Genomic DNA, 19,121 nt, shown 5'->3' with positions numbered 1-19,121 from the left:
TCTAAATATGTATATGAAAATCTCAAAACTTCGGTTTTGAGATTTTTTTTTATAACTCACTCTAAAAAACTCAACCAACTTAAATCGATTAAAACTAAAAAAATTCAGAATTAAATAAAATTAAAATAATGGTTTTAAAACCTAATTTAAAAACTACCTTTGCGCTTTCTTAAAAAATTGATATGAAACGCGTTAAAGAATACAGAACCTTATTTGCTGCAGAGCCTAAATCAACTTTAAAAGAGTTGAAAACAACTTACAGAAACTTAGTTAAAGAATGGCATCCGGATAAATTTCAGGCAGACGATGAAAAAGCTGCTGAAGCTGAAGAAATGGGACGTAAAATTATTGATGCCTATCATTTTCTAGTAAGTATTGCTCCAGAAACCAGAGAGAAATACCAAGAAGAATATACCGAAACCATTAATACTTCTGGTATTGCAGACTTTCAATATAAAAATTTACGTTTAGAAATTACATTTTTAGACGGTACGACTTATGAGTATTTTGGTGTACCAAGAAATGTGTATGTAAAAATGTGCCAGTCGGACAAATTAACACGTTTTGCAAAGCGAAATGTATTTACGTCTTACTTGTATCGTAAATCTAAAAAAAGTATGGAAACGGTTTAAGTTTCTAAAACTCCTAAAAAAGCGGCTTTGTAATTTTATTATAAAGCCGCTTTCTTTTTAGAAAAAAAAGTTTACTCCAAATTGGCTTTAAATTTAGAATGTAAGGTTTGATGTAATTGAAACACGGTTGAGGCATATTCCGGAAGCTCTGCTACATTTATAGTTTCTTCTGGATCTTTGCTGTGGTCGTATAAGGTTCTTGCTAAAAGCGCTTTGGTTTTTGGGTGAATAAACTCTGTATATCCAAATTCCTTTGTTTTTAAACCATAACCATTGCCGTTTTTTAAGAACAGAACTTCTTTTCCTGTTGCATTTGAAGAGGTAAAATGGGACACTAAACTTTCGCCTTCCAACTGGTTTACTGGATTTTTAAGTTGACATAAATCGGTTAATGTTGGGTACACATCTACCAATTCTACCAAAGCTGAAGACGATACGTTTTCCCGATAGTTTGGTGCCGATATAATTAATGGCACCTGAGAAGATATTTTATGAGTCGTAAATTTAGCCCATTGTGTATGTTCAGATAAATTATAACCATGGTCACTAACCAATATTATAATAGTATTATCGTACAATTGCTCAGCTTTTAAGGCTGATACTATGTTACCAATTAAAGCATCGGTATAACTTACAGTGGCATAATACCCATGAATTAAGGTTTTTGCTAAACTATCACTAACAGGACCAGATTTTGGAATACCACTGTAAGCTCTCATTTCTGGCCAATTACTAATACTTAACGCAGGAGCATGTTTAGGAATAATATTATTATTTGGTAATTTTATAGATGCTCTAGGATACATATCCCAGTATTTTTTTGGTGCATTAAAAGGTAAGTGCGGACTAATAAAACCTGCAGTTAAAAAAAATGGTTGCTTACTGTTTTTTAGTTTTTTAATATCTCTAATAACTTTCTCTGTCATTAATCCATCAATATAAACCGAATCTTCTACCTCTGCACTTTCATAAGCCGGACCTGTATTGGTTTGCTTATACTCTATTCTATTTTCAGGGTTTTGATAGTCTTTCCAAAGCGATTGCCAATAATCGGTTGGTGCTAAATTCTTATCGTTGTTATCAAATGCATAAGGTCTGTAAACCTCATCAAAATCGGTATCATTATCATCTAAATGATGATAAATTTTACCATTAGAGATGGTCGTGTACCCATTTTGTTTAAAGAGTAACGGTAAACTTATGGCATTAGGCGTTTCTTTTTCTACAAACGTATTATAATTTAAAAACTGCGTTCGTGTAGGTCTAATTCCTGTAAGCATGGAAGCTCTAGATGCCCCACAAACAGATACATTGCTGTAAGCTTCCTTAAAAGTTACTCCATGGGAAGCTAAACTATCTATGTGAGGGGTTTTGACTAAACTGGAACCATAGGCTCCAAGTTCCGGGCGCAAATCGTCCATATAAAGCAACAGCACATTGGGTTGGTTTTTTTTAGGTCCCTTTTTTATAGATTGACCAACCTGTGGTTGTTTACAAGACATTAATACACATAAAATGATAAAAAAACTTGCGCTGATATATTTCATAAAAACTAATTTATTCAAAAATAAAAAAGATTAAACAACTTCGTTAAGCTTATATTAAATATTAAAAAATGGTAGATTAAAAACTTAAATTTAAGTCTTATGAAACTCATTTATTTACTTATAACTATGACGATAATGACCAATCCACCTCAATTTAATTTTGGGAGTAAAAACAATACAGATACATGGCGTATTGTAAATGACGATGTTATGGGTGGAAAGTCTAATTCTAAAATTGAAGAAAAAGAAAACAGTATTATCTTTAAAGGTCATACGTCTCTAGAAAATAATGGCGGGTTTGCAAGTATGCGTACTTTAATTCCAAAAGGCGCACTTAAAGAGTGTAAAACCTTGACCATTCGTTTTAAAAGCGTTAATACTTCACGGAGTTTTGGTATCTCCTTAAAAAGTTCTCAGAAATATTACATACCCTATTACAAGTTTACATTTTCCCCTAAATCTGATGACTGGCAAGAGCTTACCATTAAATTATCGGACTTTGACTATTATAAAATTTCAGAAAAAATGGAAGATTCTATGCCTTTAGATGCTTTAGAAGAGGTTTTTAATATTGCATTAATTATAAGCGATAAAGAAGAAGGCAATTTTGATATTGAAATAGATTACATCAATTTTGAGTAATTTTGATATATCAAAACCAAATCTAGAATGCCTGAAAACAAAAAAATTGATTTAAAAGAAGCCATTTCCATTGGTGTAGGTGGCATGGTTGGTGGCGGTATTTTTGCAGTTTTAGGCTTAGCGGTTTCTTTAGCTAAAGGAGGAACTCCTGTTGCTTTTCTATTTGCAGGACTTATTGCCTTGCTAACAACTTATTCTTACGCAAAATTATCTAAAAAATATCCGGAAAATGGCGGAACCGTTAAGTTTATAGGACAACAGTTTGGAACCAGTATTTTTGCAGGAGGTATTAATAATTTACTGTGGGTAAGTTATATAGTAATGTTAGCATTATACGCATCTGCATTCGGGTCTTATGGTTCTGAACTTATAAAAATTACTGAAAATAAAACTATAGATGTACATATTTTAGAATCTGCAATAATAATTTTAGCTCTTATAATAAATTATCTTAGTGTCAAATTTGTAAGTGGTATTGAATCGGTTTCAGTTGTTATAAAATTATTAATTCTGTTAGTTTTTATTGGCATTGGTTTTTATGGTTTATATACAAATCCAGTTCATTTAAGTCAATTAACACCAACCAATTGGGAGAGCCCTCTTTTATTACTTTTCGGCGGAATGGTGATTTTTGTAGCATATGAAGGTTTCGAGCTTATAGCCAATTCTATTTCTGACTTAAAAAACAAAGAAAGAAATACTGAAAAAGCTTATTTTGGAGCGGTGGGGTTTGTCGTTTTATTGTATGTCTTAATAGCAATTGTAACGGTTGGAGCCATTTCTTTTGAAGATATTGCAAGCGCAAAAGATTTTGTACTTGCCAAAGCAGCTGAACCGACTTTAGGTCAAATAGGATTTACTATCATTTCAATTACAGCTTTAATTTCAACTTTTTCTGCAATAAATGCAACCCTGTTAGGTAGTAGTAGAATTAATTACAACATTGCAGAAGATGATGAATTACCTAAATATTTTTGTCATATATATTGGGGAAAACCTATTGGATTAATTATTACAGCGCTTTTATCTCTTACATTGGTTAACGCGTTTAATTTAGAGAGTATTTCTACCGCTGGTAGCAGTGGTTTTTTACTTATTTTTAGTATTGTAAACTATATAGCCTATAAAAAATATGCTGAATTAAATTCTAAAAAATGGATTCATGGTTTAGCCAGCCTGTTGTGTTTATTAGCCTTTATAAATTTAATTTTACAGCAATTTAACCAGAACCGAATTGGGGTTATTATTTCTATAGGAATTATTGTCTTATGTTTTGTTTTTGAATGGGTATATAAAAAAACAGAGTCATAAAACAACATTTTCTTAACACAATTAGAGCCTTTAAACACTACCTTTAATAAGAATTTAAATAATATAATTATATGATGACATTAGCTCAGGCTGAACAAGTAATTGCTGCAGCCAAAGAAAAATCTAAAGCAATAGATACAAAAATGAATATAGCCGTAGTAGATGCTGGCGCCAATTTAGTGGCGTTTGCAAGAATGGATGGTGCTTGGTTAGGCTCTTTAGATATTGCCATTAAAAAAGCTAAAACAGCTCGTTATTTTGATATGAACACAGGTTCTATAGGTGAGTTATCTCAACCTGGACAACCTCTTTACAATATTGAACATTCTAATAATGGACTAATTACCTTTCCAGGAGGCGTGGTATTAAAAAATGCATCTGGAGAAATTATTGGTGCTGTTGGCGTTAGTGGAAGTTCTGTTGACAATGACCATACAGTTGCCGAAGCTGGTTCTAAAGCGTTATAATAATAACAGAGGGATTATCTTAATAAAGTAATCCCTTTATTTTTTAGATCATGTTATAGCTTATTTTTAGCTTCAATCCACTTACTCATGTATTTAGTACTTTGCAGGTTGTGGTGTTGTAAAATCTGCCCCAAAAAATGCTCTTGCCTATGTTTTTTTAAATTTTGCTGAAGTTGCTCTACGCTATCTATAAAAGCCGATTCAAATAAAGCTAATTTAAAACGCTCTTCTAGTACTTTATAACCATTTTTCTGTGCTTCTTCCCAAGCATTCTTATTAGAGTACAATTGAACAGTTTGATCACTAAAAGTATTTATATCTTCTTCACAAATACCGTTTATGTGTAAATGACCAAAAATACCTTCCGTCGCTATAGGATTCATCGCGCATGGCAAACCATTTCTCATGGCGTCTAATATTTTTCCTTTAAGACCTGCTCCAAAAGGTAAATAAGACAAACAAACCCTATATTCCTCCATAAGTCTATTGACATTTTCTGCAAAACCTTTAATATAAAAACCATCTTTTGGTTGGTGTAATTGTGTGGCTTTTTGAGACACATAAGCCCCATAAATATGTAATTCGGCGTTTGGTAACTGCAATCTTATTTTAGGCCAAATCTTATGCTTTAATAGTAATACCGCTTGCCAATTGGGTTCGTGTAAAAAGTTTCCAATAGTTATAAAATTTTTTCGCTTTTCAAAAGTGTTTAGACCTGTCACATTAATTTGGCTATCTTCAACTAAAAATGGCAAATAATATAATTGGGATTCTTGTAGTTTAAATTTATTCTTTAAAAGCTCTATTTCATATTCTGAAATCATCAAAGTACAGTCGGATCTTAATATACTGGCAATTTCACGTTTTGCTAGTTCAGTATATAAATAATCGTCATTAAAAGCTTCTCCTTTTTTAAATGCCGCATGTCTGCCTTTACGTAAACAATGTAAATCTTCTGTATCTAATAGTTTAACCGCGTTAGGACATTGCTCTGAAACTCGCCAACCAAACTGCTCTTCAATATTAAACCTATCAAAAAGCACAATTTTAGGATTTAGTTGTTTTACAAAAGCATCAAAACCAGAATCATTAAGTGTAATAGAAACAGTTTCTAAACCTATAGATTTAAGATTAAAAGCCTGGTCTGATTTAGCGCAAGCGGTAGCAAACGTAATTTTGTAATTCGCTTTTAAAAATAGCTGGATAAGTTGTAGCATTCTAGATCCGGCAGCAGAACTTTTAGGTTCTGGCCAGACAAAGCCAAGTATTAAAAGCGTTTTATCCAATCTTACTGTGGTACTTCCATTTGAATGCTATAGAACGCTCTCACATTTTTTGCCCACTCGGTCACTTTTTTAATTTGTTCCGGAGTTAAGTTAGCATCACCATGAGTATAGGTGTATGAGTTTAATGGCATTTCTCCTTCTTCAACCTCTTCTATAAGTTCATCTAGCTTATGGTCTTTTTTCTTTAAAGAATAAGAGTTCCAGTCCGACATATTAAAATGCTCTTTTCCTTCTTCAATATGACTGTCCAACCAATAGTTTACAGGAGTTATGTTGTTGTACCAAGGATAGGTAGTATTACTACTATGGCAATCGTAACAAGTGGTTTCTAAAATAGCTAAAACATCTTTTGGCGGATTCGTTTCAGTTAAAAAAGGTTTGATATCTTCCAAATCACTTTCATTTTTATCTGGGCCAAAAAACTGAGCTATAACAAGCACTAGAAGTAAAACTATAAGTATTTTTTTTACAATTTTCATTTTATATATCTTTAAGCCATAAAAATATAAAAAAGGTGACACATAAGGAGCTTTATCAAGAATTAAATTATGTCAATCATTCCCGAGAAAAAAGGCACTACTACGCGCAGTTGGTAATTAACCAACCCACTCTTATCCCTATACTTTTAGACATTTTATATATGACAACCGATAAAATTTCGGCACGAGCAGCTTGGGTTTTAGAATTTTTATGTAAAGAGCATTTAGAGTACTTTTTACCCTATCTAGATGTGTTTTTATCCCGAATTTATCAAGTTACAATAGACTCTGCTTTAAGACCTTGTGCTAAGATATGCGAGTATACCGCAGATGCCTACTTTGGTGCAGCACCTCATCCTGTAAAAAAAATCCTTCAACCACAACATAAAGAAGCTATTATTGAAGCTTGTTTTGATTGGCTAATTACAGAACAGAAAGTTGCCGTTAAAGCCTATGCCATGCATATTCTCTTCTTGTTTGGTAAAGAAACCGATTGGATCCACCCGGAATTAAAAATTATTCTGGAACGAGATTTTAACCACCAAAGCGCAGCTTTTAAAGCACGATCTAGACATATTCTTAAAAAAATATAATCGGGTTTAATAATTCCTTTTTTAGCAGAGTTGGTTATATTTGCTTTTTTTAAAACACAACACACAAACTATGTCATTATCAGCCCTAAATGCCATTTCTCCTATAGATGGACGTTATAGATCTAAAGTAGAACAATTAAAAAATTATTTTTCTGAAGAAGCCTTAATTAAATACCGCGTTTTAGTAGAGATTGAATATTTTATTGCTTTATGTGAAGCACCTCTACCTCAATTAAAGTCGGTTAACCCGTCTACTTTTGAAGACTTAAGAGCTATTTACAAGAATTTTTCTACCGAAAATGCTCAGGCTATTAAGGATATAGAAAAGGTCACTAACCACGATGTTAAAGCGGTAGAGTATTTTATTAAAGAACAGTTTGATACACTTGGTCTAAGTGAATTTAAAGAGTTTATTCATTTCGGATTAACCTCTCAGGATATAAACAACACAGCCATTCCTTTAAGTATAAAGGACGCGATGAACGACGTTTATGTTCCGGAATATTTAAATGTTTTAGCTAAAATTGAAGAATTAGCTAAAGACTGGGCACATATCCCTATGCTTGCTCGTACTCATGGACAGCCTGCATCTCCTACCCGATTAGGAAAAGAAATTGAAGTATTTGCCGTTCGACTTAAAGAACAATTTAATTTATTAAATGATATCCCTAGTGCTGCAAAATTTGGTGGTGCAACTGGGAATTATAACGCACATCATGTAGCTTATCCAGACATAGACTGGAAAGCATTTGGAACCTCTTTTGTACAAGAAAAACTTGGCTTACACCACTCATTTCCTACCACTCAAATAGAGCATTATGACCATATGGCGGCTTTATTTGATACCATGAAGCGTTTAAATACTATTTTAATAGATTTAGATCGAGATATTTGGACTTATGTGTCTATGGATTATTTCAAACAAAAAATAAAAGCTGGTGAAGTAGGGTCTTCTGCCATGCCACATAAGGTAAATCCTATAGATTTTGAAAATTCTGAAGGAAATTTAGGATTGGCAAATGCGATTTTTGAGCATTTATCGGCTAAACTTCCTGTATCTCGTTTACAACGTGATTTAACAGACAGTACCGTTTTACGTAATGTTGGTGTACCTTTTGGCCATACCTTAATTGGTTTTGCAAGTACACTTAAAGGTTTAAACAAGCTACTTTTAAACGAGTCTAAATTTGCAGACGACCTAGAAAATAACTGGGCAGTTGTTGCTGAAGCTATACAAACTATTTTAAGACGTGAAGCTTACCCAAATCCATATGAGGCTTTAAAAGGTTTAACTAGAACTAATGAAGCTATTACACAAACGTCTATTGCACAATTTATAGATACATTAGAAGTAAGCGATGCTATTAAAACAGAATTAAAAGCCATAACTCCTGCAAATTATACAGGCATATAAATTTTAAATCGTTTTAAATAACAAAAAGGCTTTCCTTTACGGAAAGCCTTTTCTACATTAACCAAAACTATAAACTTTATTGTAGAAAGTTCATAATGCCTTTTAGCTTATCATTATTGGCATTAGAATTTTGAATTTTAGACACTAACGTTGCCATTTTAGTGGCATCCATATTGTCTCCCAAAACTCTTATCGCAGCAAAACCCATTCGATTTGAACTTGCCAATACTAAAATCTCATCAACTTCATCGTTTTCTCCGACAGTATGGATTTTAAATTTTGTACCATTATCGTTAAATACAAATAATTCCGGATAAGCTTTATTTTTAAAAACTTTATTAATTTTTTTTAATTCACTTTCGTAAGCCTCTTGAGTACTATCTGTTGCTTTGTAAAGTAGAATATGTAATTTATCAAAGCTATCTAAAGCTTCTTGCTCTTCTACATTTAAATTAGTTTTTTCAAGATCTAATAATGACGAAGAGACATCTACTACAGAGTAATCTGGTCGCTCTTGATGCTCTACAAAAAATGTTTGTATGGAATCCTCTTTTTTACAGCTCGAAAAAGTGAGTGCAATTAAAACTAGTGCTAAAATCGACCTCATTATTTTTTAGATTTATTTTCTAAAGCACTTCCACCTGGTAAATTCATTTTACTAGTTAATTTAGAGATTTGATTTAAATCGATATCTCCTGTCAGAGAAATTACAACCGTATCGATACTACGGTTCTGACCATTAATATTTACGTTTGCGCTTTTAGTTATGTCTGTTAAACCATCAACAAACATGATTAATTCGCTTACATGGTTTTCATCTTTTCCTTGCTTCACATAAAAGGTCATTTGTACACCATTATCTTTAACCTTCATCAATTCTTCAAGTTTTGTAGATTGCCCTTTAACCCATTTTGCCAGATCTAAAGCAATCACTTTATCTTGAGTTGCAAGTGTTTTAAAACTGGTAATGCTATTTACCATATCTAAATACTGTTGTGCTTCTGGATCGTCTGTATTAATATCCATTTTAGCTAATAACTGAAACATTTTAGGCTTAATAGAAACATAAGAAACTTTCCCATTGTCGCTATATTTACTAAATATATCTTGCGCCATACTTGTTGATGTAATAAGTAAAGCTAAGGCTAAAAGTGTTAAAGATTTTTTCATTTGATTAAAAGTTATGTTTAGAGTTTTCATATTTATATTGTTTTAATACTGTTATGTTATTCGTTGTTTACTATAATTATTCTTCCAATAGGGTTTTGTAGTTCATTTAAAAAATTAACTTGATCTTGAGCGGTATTAATAGCTTGTAAGTAATTGACTTGAGATGTGCCTTTATTAAAGTGTTTAGACACCATTTGCATAGACTCCACAAACTGATTATACGCTAATTGAGTTTCATCTTTTTTGAACGTTCCTAAATCGGCATTGGAAACCGACCAATTAAAGAACACTCCTGCCGAAATTAATATAACTGCTGCTACACTAAACCACTTATACACTGTTGGCGTTTTACTTTTTAATGGTAGTGCTTGAGAATAAACTTCGGTTTTAGCATTCGAAAAATAATTAAAAAGCGGTTGATAGCTTAATAAGTGACTTGGTACCTGTTTTGAGTTAAAAAACTCTTGCAAAGTCTGTTCTTCATTAAGCGAAGTCTCTCCTTCTAAATATTTATCTAATAATTGTTCTATTTTATTTAATTCCATAATTATGGGCTTGTATTAATTGTTGTCGTATGGTTTTTCTTGCTCTAGATAATAACACTCTAATGGTGCCCGCTTTCATCTCTAACATCTCCTCTATTTCATTAAACTCATACTGTTCGATATCTCTTAATTGTATCACTAATTTTTGCTGTTCTGGCAAAGCTTCTATTAGTTTTTTAACACGTTCTAATGCATCATTAACTTCTAACTTTCTTTGTAAACTAATTGTTTCGTCCTTATAATTGCTATGAACTATTTTAAGGTTTTGAGCTTGTTTAGATTTTAACTTATCAAAGCAAAAATTCTTGGTCATAGTCATAGCGAATGCTTCAACATTTTTATATTTTTTTATGGCCTCTTTATTTTGCCATAATTTTAATATAACTTCTTGTGTGGCATCCTCTGCTTCATCTTTAGAAACTAACAAACGCTTTGCAAGCCTAAACACCTTGTCCTTAAAAGGCATTACAATATGTAAGAACTCGGTTTGTTTCATTTTTGGTTTGATTTAAAGCACTGGTTAGGTTGCTTATGTTATTACGACGAATAAAAAAGAATTTTGTTACATGACAATTAAAAAAATATATAATTATCTTTAACTATTAATTTTGATTATGAAGAATTTAAAAAAAATATTAAGCTTTTTTCTTATTACTATATCCTTTAATTGTGCAACAGATTTAGATGATAATCCGGTCTCTAATACTGATATAAACGATTTTATTTACAGAGGTTTAAGAACCTATTATTTATATAATGAAAACGTTCCCGACTTAGTAAATGATAAAACAGCCTCTAGCGACTATCAATCTTATTTGAGCCAAAGCAGTCCTGAAGATTTTTTTGAAAATCTAATTTTTGACCGACAAAATGTTGATAGATTTAGTTGGCTAACAAATGACTATTTAGCTTTAGAGCAACAGTTTCAAGGTTTAAGTACTACCAATGGAATGGAATTTGGCCTTATAAGAACAACTCCAAGTGGTGATGATATTTTTGGTTTTGTAAAATATGTTTTACCTAATACGAGTGCTTCATCACAAGGCGTTACCAGAGGAATGTTATTTACAGCTATTAATAATACTAATTTAACGGTTTCTAACTTTAGAACACTTTTAAGTAATGATACCTACAGCATAAATTTAGCCACTTATAATGCGACAACAGACCAAGTAGAACCAAACGGACAAACCATTACACTTAGTAAACAGGTTTATAACGAAAATCCTGTTTTTATAAGCAATACCTTTACTGTAGATACCGAAACTGTTGGCTATTTAATGTACAATGGTTTTACTGCAAACTTTAACTCACAACTTAATGCGGCATTTGGCAACTTTGCGTCTAGTAATATAGACCAGCTGGTTTTAGATTTACGATACAATCCTGGTGGTTCTGTAAATTCGGCAACCTTATTAGCAAGTATGATTACTGGGCAATTTAACGGGCAAACATTTTCTAGATTAAATTACAATAGCTTGTTAAGTGCTAATAATGTTGCCTATAATTTTACCAACAGTTTTGATGGTGAAACTATAAACAGTCTAAACCTTTCTAAAGTTTATGTTCTTACTTCTGGCAATACCGCTTCTGCAAGTGAAATGATTATCAACAGTCTTAAAGCTTACATAAATGTAGTGCAGATTGGAACCAATACCGTTGGAAAATCTCAAGCATCCGTTACTTTATACGATTCTCCAGATTTTTCAAGATCCCAAGTTAATCCTACACATTTGTATGCTATGCAACCTCTAGTAGCAGCTACAACCGATGTGAATAATGTTGGTGTTCCTGTTTCTGGAATCACACCACAAACTAATTTACCCGAAGATGTTTTTAATCTGGGTATATTAGGAGATATGAATGAACCATTATTAGCTGAAGCAATAGCTCAAATTGATGCTTTAAATAGACAGGCACAACCACAACTTGTAAAACCTGCAAAAAATGTTATTCATAAAGCAGATTTAATACCATTTGGTTATGATATGTATTTAAATGAATTACCAAAATAAGCATGAAGATTCATAAAACGTATTTTAACTGGAGTTCTGGTAAAGACTCAGCATTTGCGCTTTTTTTAATGCTGAAAAACCCTGATTACGACATACAACTATTAATAACTACTATTAATAGCCATTACAACAGAGTGAGTATGCACGGATTAAGACGAGAAGTTTTAGAAGCTCAGGCTAAATCATTACAGCTTCAACTACATACCATTGAGTTACCCGAAATGCCAAGTATGGAAGATTACGAACGCATAATGACCAAAGAAATGAGTCTATTAAAAGCTCAAAACTTTACGTATTGCGGTTTTGGCGATATTTTTCTGGAGGATTTAAAAGCTTATAGAGATACCAACTTAAATCCTTATGGTATAAAAGCTATATACCCGCTTTGGAAAAAAGACACAAAGCAACTTATTACTCAGTTTTTAGAATTAGGATTTAAAACCGTTGTTGTTTGTGCAAAAGCAGAATATTTTTCTGAAGATTTTGTTGGACAAACCATTACACAAGATCTCATAGATCAACTTCCAGAACATGTAGATCCTTGCGGAGAAAATGGAGAGTTTCATACCTTTTGCTTTGATGGACCAATATTTAAAAAACCAATTAATTTTGAACTAGGCGAAAAAACATACAGAGAATACGAAACTCCAAATAACAATACAACAAAAACAGGATTCTGGTTTTGCGATATATTACTAAACTAAAAAAGACGACTTAAATAAGTCGTCTTTTTATTATTTAATATAATTAATATATGTTTAGTTTTTATAAAATCCATTTGGTCCTACTCCACTCGATGTATAGCTATCTACCAAAGTACCTGCAGTTGTATATTCAAAAAAGGTTCCTGCAGATGCAAAATCGCCTGCATCTCCAACAAATATAGAGTTATCTGAAACAGAAAAACCATACATTGCCCCAAACTGAGATGTAGAATTATAAGTAAATAATGGAGTTGTAGAGACTGTAGTGTCTCCTAAACCAAAACTATAAACAGAAGTATCTGCAGTAAAATAAACCTCATCATTTTCTATCTGTAAATTTTTAACACCACTAATAGCTGCTGGAATGTCTAAAGTACTTGATAAGGTAGCTGTATTAGCATCTATTTGAAAAAATTTGTTGTTTCCTGTTAATGCATATACGTTATCATTTACTGCAATTAAAGAATTTGGAGAATTTCCTGCTCCTAAATCTAAAGTCTGAAAAGAATTATTTGTGGTATTTAAGAAAGTAACTCCATTTCCACTTCCAAATGCACCATTTGCTATAACCACTTTATCGCCCGCAAAAGTAATTCTATCTACATAGTCGCCTATCAAAACAGTTGATGTTGAATAGTTAGATAAGTTAATAACCGTTACAAAATCATCTGCACCTGTTGAAAATCCAGCTTGATTTGTAACGTATGCTTTTCCATTAACTACAATCCCATATCTCGGGTTGTCTAAATTGGTTTCTATGCTAGTAATAAATTTAAACGTATAACGGTTTACAACTGTAATTGAACTAGTTCCGCCAGAAATTATAAAAGCTCTTGTGTCATCAAAAAATATGTTTTGTAAAAACAGTCCCAATTCATCTTCATCTGGATTTTCAATTCTAAATACATCACTAGTTAAAACACCTGCATCACTTAAAAAATCTACACCAGCAGTTGCAGCACTAGATCCTTCATTTAAAATAAAGGTTCCATTCTCGTAAGCACCTAATGGCACAGATGGCGACTGACCTACATTAATACCATCATCATCACTACTACATGACGTTGTAAATAAAGCTAGAAGTATAGCTAATCCTAAAAATCTGTTTAAAAGTTTCATTTGTTAATTGTTTAAAATTTAAGGTTTATATAAGTATTGTAATTAATTCCTGGCATGTTGCGACCTAAAACCGCTTGGTAGTCTACATTGAAAACATTTTTAGCTTTTAAGCCAATAGTTAACTGTCTGTTTTTCTTAATAAAAATGCACTCTGCACCAATATTTGAAATTTGGTATGCATCTACTTGAAATTTCTTTAAATGGTCTGATGTAGAAAACACATCATCTACAAAGAGATATTCATAAAACGTAGTAAACCCTTTAAATTGGTAGGCTACTGAAGCATTAAATTTGTGAAGTGGCACATATATTAGCTGCTTTGAGGTTGCTTTATTTTCTGAAACCGTATACCCGTAAGTTGAGTTTAACGTAATGTTATGGTTGCCAAACTTTTTATTAAGTTGCAGCTTACTTTCTATACCCATAGTCTCGACTTCATCAATATTTTCTGGTTTCCAAAAACCACCCGTAGGTATCCAACGAATCATGTTGGTAATGTCATTATAATAACCTGTTACACCAAATGTTAACCATTTAAAATTAAACTCATGGCTTACTTCATACTGCTGGGCAGTTTCCGGTAGTAAATCGAGGTTTCCTCCGGTATCCCAATACAAATCATTAAAAGTTGGAATCCTAAAATTTTTAGATACATTTAATTTTAATGTATAAGGTTTAAAAATATTAAATTGTAAACCTAAGTGATATAAAACAGGACTTTCGTAAGTATCTGTAATTTCTTTTCTTACGGAAGCTTCATATAAAGCCTTATCTAAAAATTGATGTTTTAGCAATAAACTTCCGCCACCAATTTGTCGTTTTATTTGTGCAATATTTGTTCCTTCACCATCATTTTGGGTAAAATCCACCACAGGATTTATGGTTATTTTATCCGATAATTGATAATTGACATCGTATTTTGCAATAATAGTTTTCACTTCACTGCCAGAAGACATTTCACTGTCTATATCAGGGTAATAATCATAAGACTCCGTTAAATACGCCAATCTTAAATTAGAAGTCCATTTGCTAAACTGGCTGGTCCAAACCACTAAATTTCTAGTATCGAAATTGTCGTATTTTGTTTTATTTTCTCTTGGAATTTGTAATGAAAAGTGCCTGCTCCCTATATAAACATTGTTATGATACTGTATGCGGTTTGTATCATCAATATTATAGCCAACACTTATATTAAAATCTGAATTATAAAATTGTCCGTTTAAATTTTTTCGATCTTTTTTAAAATAAGGAAAATCATTATCAGATTTTAAAAAATTAACACCACCATTAATACTCAATTTATCATCTGAAAATGATAATTTATAATTACCATTATACGTATCAAAACTACCCGCGTTAAAAGACACTTCGTTTTTAAAACCTTCGCTAAATCTTAAATTATTTTTTAGGTGAATAGTACCACCAATTGCTCCACTGCCATAAAGTACGCTTCCTCCTCCACTTCTTACTTCTAATTGATTGTAGTTTCTGGTAGAGATGGTATTAAAATCGGTTTGTCCTGTGGTTTGAGAATTTATATTTATCCCGTTCCAAATCACAGCAGTTTGTTGAGCTGTAGAACCTCGAAAAGATGGTGAGGATACCATACCTAAACCATTTTCTTTAAAATAAATAGGTGTATTATAATTTAAAAGCGTGGTTAAGTCTGCACTAGTACGTTTTAAGACACTATCTTTTATAACCTGAGTGGCTTGTGTGTTTGTAAACTGTTTTAATTTTACATCGCTTAATACCACTTCATCTAACTTTTGTATAGAATCTAGTTGACCAAAAGTAAACATTGGTATAAGTAAGCTTAATAAGAAAACTTTTAATTTCATATAATCAGTAAGACCTTTTACCCGAAAGTCAGTATTTGATGAATGATATGGCAGGTCTCCTGACTTATGTCCTGTTATAAGTCTTCCCAGAAAAAATTTCCAGTGACATGAAGTGTTATAACAAGCATTCTAACGCGTAGAACTTAACTTACAGTTGCGGGAACAGTTTTGGATTTTCACCAAATTCCCTTTTAATTTTATACTTCTAAAAATATAAAAACCAAAATCGCTGCGAAAATAAGGAATTAATACAATTAACAGCTTAAAAACATAAATAATGTTACTTTTGGTATTTTAAAAACGTTACTTAAATGAAATATGTTTTCTTAGTCCTTACGTGTCTGGTTTGTTTTTCTTGTAAAAATGAAGTTAAAGAAACATCCGAACTTCCTGTTACAACATCTCAAACTTTAGAACTTAAATATGCTGAAGGATTTTCGGTTTTGGATAACGGTAATTACAAAACTATTACTATAACAAATCCTTGGCCTAATGCCGAAAAAGAATATAAATACATCGTTATTTCAAAAGAAAATGCTGCTAAAACCACATTTTTAAAAGATGCGTATGATGGAATTATACTAACACCAATTGAAAAAGTTATAGTGACCAGTACAACTCACATTCCTGCGTTAGAATTATTGGACGTTGAAGAAACTCTAATTGGTTTTCCTGGACGAGATTATATTTCATCTGAAAAAACAAGAGCCAGAATTGATAGTGATTTAGTAAAGGAAGTTGGAAAAAATGAAAGCTTAAATACCGAGCTTATTTTAAGTTTAAACCCTAATCTTATTGTAGCATTTGGTGTAGATGGTACAAGCAAGTCTTTAAACACTATAAAAAATGCTCAAATCCCTATAATCTATAATGGCGATTGGGTAGAAAAATCACCTCTAGCAAAAGCCGAATGGATTAAGTTTTTCGGGGTATTATTTAATAAATCTGCTAAAGCTGACTCTATTTTTAACACTATTGAAACCAATTATTTAGAAGCCAAAAAATTGGCTCAAAATATTAAGAATAGTCCAAGTGTTTTAAGTGGTGCCATGCATAAAGATGTGTGGTATTTACCAAGTGGTACAAGTACTGAAGCAAAAATTTTAAAAGATGCCAACGTTAATTATTTATGGCAAAATACTGAAAGTAAAGGTAGTTTGGCTTTAAATTTTGAAACCGTTTTTACTAAAGCACAAGATGCTGACCTTTGGATTAGCCCTAGCTATTACCCAAGTTATAAAGCGTTAGAAGAATCAAATTCACATTATGCAAATTTTGAAGCTTTTAAGAACAAATCTATTTACACTTTTTCTAATACCACGGGTGCTACTGGCGGTGTAACCTATTATGAATTGGGAACTGCCAGACCAGATTTGGTCTTAAAAGATATTATTAAAATTTGCCATCCAGACGTGTTACCAGATTACAACACCACCTTTTTTAAACCTTTAAAATAATTTTGAGCCCAAAAAAAACATATGGCTTAACCTTTTTTATTCTACTTCTGGTATTGCTATGCTGTTTTGGAATAAATTTAAGTTTAGGGTCTGTATCCATTCCTTTTTCTAAAGTAGTGTCTTCATTATTTGGAACTTCAGAACCCGATAACCTAAGCTATATCATTTTAAATTACAGACTACCAAAAGCCATAACAGCTATTATTGTTGGCTCTGGTTTAGGTGTTTCCGGATTACTTATGCAAACGCTTTTTAAAAATCCATTAGCGGGACCTTATGTTCTGGGGATTACTTCTGGCGCTAGTTTAGGTGTTGCTATTTTAATTTTGGGCAGCAGTATTTTTGGTGGCTTTCTAGCTACATTTTTAATGTCTAAATGGAGTCTGGTTATTGCTGCCAGTTTAGGAAGTTTTTTAGTCTTACTTACCGTTTTACTGGTGGCAAATAAAGTTAAAGACACCATGACCTTGCTTATAATTGGTTTAATGTTTGGAAGTCTTACCTCAGCAATTGTAAGTGTATTATCCTACTTTAGTAATGCAGAACAATTACAACAATATATTTTCTGGGGTTTTGGAAGTTTAGGCGATTTAGATTGGACCAGTATTCAAATTTTATGTATGGTTTACGTTATTGGCTTAATAGGATGCATTCTGGTTATTAAGACATTAAATGCCTTGCTTTTAGGCGATCAATACGCTAAAAGCTTAGGGGTTAATTTGAAGAAAAGTCGTTTGCTTATTATTATAGCTACTAGTTTAATTGCAGGAAGTATTACTGCGTTTGCAGGACCAATTGCATTTATAGGCTTAGCCGTTCCGCATTTAACAAGACAACTGTTTAAAAGTACAAACCATAGTACGCTTATACCTGCAGTGTTGCTTTTTGGAGCCATTTTAATGCTAATTTGTGACAGCGTGGCACAATTACCAAGTAGTGATTATACATTACCTATAAATGCCATCACGTCATTTATTGGAGCACCAGTAGTCATTTGGTTATTGGTAAGAAAACGAAAAATGATATTTTAATAAAGTAATACATCAGTTAAACTAAGACAATTGAAAAAAGAGCATAGCATATTATCTGTTAAAGATCTTTCTGTTGGATACCAATCCAAAAAGAACGTTATGCTTATAGCTTCAAACATCAATTTTAATTTAAATACAGGAGAGTTAGTAGGTTTGGTTGGAGCTAATGGTATAGGAAAATCTACATTATTACGTACCTTAACCCAATTACAACCCGCACTTTCAGGTGAAATCTATATCAATAATAAACCACTATCATCTTACTCAAACAGCATCTTAGCCACACAGTTAAGTCTGGTATTAACCGATAAATCTCTTTCTAAAAATCTTAGTGTTTTTGAATTGGTGGCGTTAGGCAGACAGCCTTATACCAATTGGATAGGAAAACTAACTGAAACAGATGTTGCATTAATTAATACCTCGCTTGAGCAAACCCACTCATTGGAACTTTCAGATAAAAAATGTTACGAATTAAGTGATGGCCAATTACAAAAAGTATTAATTGCAAGAGCATTGGCTCAAGATACACCACTTATAATTTTAGATGAGCCAACCACTCATTTAGACATGTACCATAAAGCTTACATTTTAAAACTTTTACAAGGCATAGCTAAAACTGCACAAAAAACCATTTTATTTTCATCTCATGAAATTAATTTAGCTATTCAATTGTGTGATCAAATGCTGGTCATGACTCCAGAAAAAACTTACTTTAACCAACCTTGCCAACTAATCGAACAAGGCACTTTTGAAACCCTTTTTCCAGAAGAAATTATTTCTTTCGATAAGATTTCAGGAAGTTTTGTTGTAAAAAAATAGACGATACTGGTTTCGCTTTTATTTTAATTTGTAATTTTAAACACATCTT

The 19,121-nt window shown here is 32.1% G+C and carries 20 protein-coding genes and 1 riboswitch; of the genes, 11 read left to right on the top strand and 9 right to left on the bottom strand.

The features are described 5' to 3' along the window. Positions 1-182: 182 nt before the first annotated feature. Positions 183-632 (top strand): KTSC domain-containing protein, encoded by a 450-nt coding sequence (locus C7H52_RS12535; RefSeq protein ID WP_106464244.1) that lies wholly within the window; start codon positions 183-185, stop codon positions 630-632. Positions 633-703: 71 nt separating this feature from the next. Here the strand turns inward: C7H52_RS12535 and C7H52_RS12530 are convergent, their stop codons facing one another. Next, positions 704-2,179: a sulfatase gene (locus tag C7H52_RS12530; protein ID WP_106464243.1), complete on the bottom strand. Its 1,476-nt coding sequence runs from the start codon at positions 2,177-2,179 to the stop codon at positions 704-706. Between the two features lie 99 nt (positions 2,180-2,278). Between C7H52_RS12530 and C7H52_RS12525 the strand changes: the two genes are divergently transcribed. From C7H52_RS12525 to C7H52_RS12515, 3 genes are all read left to right on the top strand, one after another. Next, positions 2,279-2,821 (top strand): CIA30 family protein, encoded by a 543-nt coding sequence (locus C7H52_RS12525; RefSeq protein WP_106464242.1) that lies wholly within the window; start codon positions 2,279-2,281, stop codon positions 2,819-2,821. A gap of 27 nt (positions 2,822-2,848) precedes the next feature. Next, the gene (locus tag C7H52_RS12520) at positions 2,849-4,132 is read left to right on the top strand and encodes an APC family permease (RefSeq protein WP_106464241.1); all 1,284 of its coding nucleotides are present in this window, start codon (positions 2,849-2,851) and stop codon (positions 4,130-4,132) included. A gap of 71 nt (positions 4,133-4,203) precedes the next feature. Next, entirely contained in the window at positions 4,204-4,599 is a 396-nt protein-coding gene (locus tag C7H52_RS12515) for a GlcG/HbpS family heme-binding protein (protein ID WP_106464240.1), read from the top strand. Positions 4,600-4,652: 53 nt separating this feature from the next. Here the strand turns inward: C7H52_RS12515 and C7H52_RS12510 are convergent, their stop codons facing one another. Together C7H52_RS12510 and C7H52_RS12505 are read right to left on the bottom strand one after the other, a co-directional pair. After that, a complete protein-coding gene (locus C7H52_RS12510; RefSeq protein ID WP_245918624.1) occupies positions 4,653-5,885 on the bottom strand; it encodes a glycosyltransferase in 1,233 nt (410 codons plus the stop codon). Positions 5,886-5,887: 2 nt separating this feature from the next. Then, positions 5,888-6,364, bottom strand: a complete 477-nt coding sequence (locus C7H52_RS12505; protein WP_106464239.1) for a heme-binding domain-containing protein — start codon at positions 6,362-6,364, stop codon at positions 5,888-5,890. Between the two features lie 161 nt (positions 6,365-6,525). Here C7H52_RS12505 and C7H52_RS12500 point away from each other — a divergent pair, with 161 nt between their 5' ends. Together C7H52_RS12500 and purB are read left to right on the top strand one after the other, a co-directional pair. Continuing rightward, positions 6,526-6,957 (top strand): adenylosuccinate lyase, encoded by a 432-nt coding sequence (locus C7H52_RS12500; protein ID WP_245918623.1) that lies wholly within the window; start codon positions 6,526-6,528, stop codon positions 6,955-6,957. Positions 6,958-7,027: 70 nt separating this feature from the next. After that, entirely contained in the window at positions 7,028-8,371 is a 1,344-nt protein-coding gene (purB, locus tag C7H52_RS12495; protein WP_106464237.1) for an adenylosuccinate lyase, read from the top strand. A gap of 76 nt (positions 8,372-8,447) precedes the next feature. On the opposite strand, the gene C7H52_RS12490 is transcribed toward purB, so the two are convergent. Genes C7H52_RS12490 through C7H52_RS12475 form a run of 4 tightly spaced genes read right to left on the bottom strand, consistent with a single transcriptional unit; the run spans position 8,448 to position 10,582 of the window. After that, entirely contained in the window at positions 8,448-8,978 is a 531-nt protein-coding gene (locus C7H52_RS12490) for a DUF4252 domain-containing protein (RefSeq protein ID WP_106464236.1), read from the bottom strand. After that, complete coding sequence (locus tag C7H52_RS12485; protein WP_106464235.1) at positions 8,978-9,571, bottom strand: DUF4252 domain-containing protein; 594 nt, start codon at positions 9,569-9,571, stop codon at positions 8,978-8,980. Before C7H52_RS12485 ends, C7H52_RS12490 begins: the two co-directional genes overlap by 1 nt. Positions 9,572-9,597: 26 nt before the next feature. Then, positions 9,598-10,086 carry a hypothetical protein gene (locus tag C7H52_RS12480; protein WP_106464234.1) on the bottom strand — a complete coding sequence of 163 codons (489 nt, stop codon included), beginning with the start codon at positions 10,084-10,086 and terminating at the stop codon, positions 9,598-9,600. Next, the gene (locus tag C7H52_RS12475; protein WP_106464233.1) at positions 10,073-10,582 is read right to left on the bottom strand and encodes an RNA polymerase sigma factor; all 510 of its coding nucleotides are present in this window, start codon (positions 10,580-10,582) and stop codon (positions 10,073-10,075) included. Before C7H52_RS12475 ends, C7H52_RS12480 begins: the two co-directional genes overlap by 14 nt. 118 nt (positions 10,583-10,700) lie before the next feature. On the opposite strand from C7H52_RS12475, the gene C7H52_RS12470 reads away from it, so the two are divergent. Together C7H52_RS12470 and C7H52_RS12465 are read left to right on the top strand one after the other, a co-directional pair. Then, on the top strand, positions 10,701-12,101 hold the full coding sequence (locus C7H52_RS12470) for a S41 family peptidase (RefSeq protein WP_106464232.1): 1,401 nt from the start codon (positions 10,701-10,703) through the stop codon (positions 12,099-12,101). Between the two features lie 2 nt (positions 12,102-12,103). After that, a complete protein-coding gene (locus C7H52_RS12465) occupies positions 12,104-12,805 on the top strand; it encodes a Dph6-related ATP pyrophosphatase (protein WP_106464231.1) in 702 nt (233 codons plus the stop codon). A gap of 54 nt (positions 12,806-12,859) precedes the next feature. Here the strand turns inward: C7H52_RS12465 and C7H52_RS12460 are convergent, their stop codons facing one another. Both C7H52_RS12460 and C7H52_RS12455 read right to left on the bottom strand, forming a co-directional pair. Next, the gene (locus C7H52_RS12460) at positions 12,860-13,924 is read right to left on the bottom strand and encodes a DUF5074 domain-containing protein (RefSeq protein ID WP_106464230.1); all 1,065 of its coding nucleotides are present in this window, start codon (positions 13,922-13,924) and stop codon (positions 12,860-12,862) included. A gap of 11 nt (positions 13,925-13,935) precedes the next feature. Then, the gene (locus tag C7H52_RS12455; protein ID WP_106464229.1) at positions 13,936-15,765 is read right to left on the bottom strand and encodes a TonB-dependent receptor plug domain-containing protein; all 1,830 of its coding nucleotides are present in this window, start codon (positions 15,763-15,765) and stop codon (positions 13,936-13,938) included. A 32-nt stretch (positions 15,766-15,797) separates the two neighbouring features. Then, positions 15,798-16,006, bottom strand: a riboswitch (cobalamin riboswitch). A gap of 70 nt (positions 16,007-16,076) precedes the next feature. On the opposite strand from C7H52_RS12455, the gene C7H52_RS12450 reads away from it, so the two are divergent. Genes C7H52_RS12450 through C7H52_RS12440 form a run of 3 tightly spaced genes read left to right on the top strand, consistent with a single transcriptional unit; the run spans position 16,077 to position 19,072 of the window. Next, complete coding sequence (locus tag C7H52_RS12450; protein WP_106464228.1) at positions 16,077-17,222, top strand: ABC transporter substrate-binding protein; 1,146 nt, start codon at positions 16,077-16,079, stop codon at positions 17,220-17,222. A gap of 2 nt (positions 17,223-17,224) precedes the next feature. Then, positions 17,225-18,253, top strand: a complete 1,029-nt coding sequence (locus C7H52_RS12445; protein ID WP_106464227.1) for a FecCD family ABC transporter permease — start codon at positions 17,225-17,227, stop codon at positions 18,251-18,253. Between the two features lie 30 nt (positions 18,254-18,283). Beyond that, the gene (locus C7H52_RS12440; protein ID WP_245918622.1) at positions 18,284-19,072 is read left to right on the top strand and encodes an ABC transporter ATP-binding protein; all 789 of its coding nucleotides are present in this window, start codon (positions 18,284-18,286) and stop codon (positions 19,070-19,072) included. Positions 19,073-19,121 lie beyond the last annotated feature (49 nt).

The organism is Aurantibacter aestuarii, from assembly GCF_003008425.1.
Classification (GTDB): domain Bacteria; phylum Bacteroidota; class Bacteroidia; order Flavobacteriales; family Flavobacteriaceae; genus Aurantibacter; species Aurantibacter aestuarii.
This window is presented reverse-complemented; position numbering and strand designations above follow the sequence as displayed.